We start from the raw sequence: 392 nt of genomic DNA, 5'->3' as shown, positions 1-392 counted from the left end.
TTAACGGCTGCACAGGCACAATTCCCAATCGCAACCGATACCTGCGACGGTGATGTTTCGAATACTGTAAAAACAAGTGGCGTATTTGTTCCGTCAGAGACTTGTGCCAACGCAGGAACCTATACCAATACGTGGATCGTAAAAGACGATTGTGGAAATAGCTCCGATACTTTCACGCAAATAATTACCATTGAAGATACCACCTCGCCAACCTGGACCACTGCGGCAGGTGCTTTAAACGTAACGGTGCAATGCAGCAATGCTGAGGCTTTAACGGCTGCACAGGCACAATTCCCAATCGCAACCGATACTTGTGACGGTGATGTTTCGAATAGTGTAAAAACAAGCGGCGCATTTGTTCCGTCAGAGACTTGCGCCAACGCAGGAACCTA

Annotated in this window: 1 protein-coding gene; it reads left to right on the top strand. The window is 48.0% G+C overall.

Features of this window, described 5'->3' with window-relative positions; translation table 11 throughout:
- A partial coding sequence (locus GJU43_RS22985; RefSeq protein ID WP_229655122.1) for a hypothetical protein occupies positions 1 to 392 on the top strand: 392 nt, incomplete at both ends.

Origin of the sequence: Flavobacterium sp. LC2016-23 (genome assembly GCF_009674775.1) — a bacterium.
Lineage (GTDB): Bacteria > Bacteroidota > Bacteroidia > Flavobacteriales > Flavobacteriaceae > Flavobacterium.
Note: the sequence above shows the minus strand (reverse complement) of the source record. Positions and strands in the feature narration are given on the sequence as shown.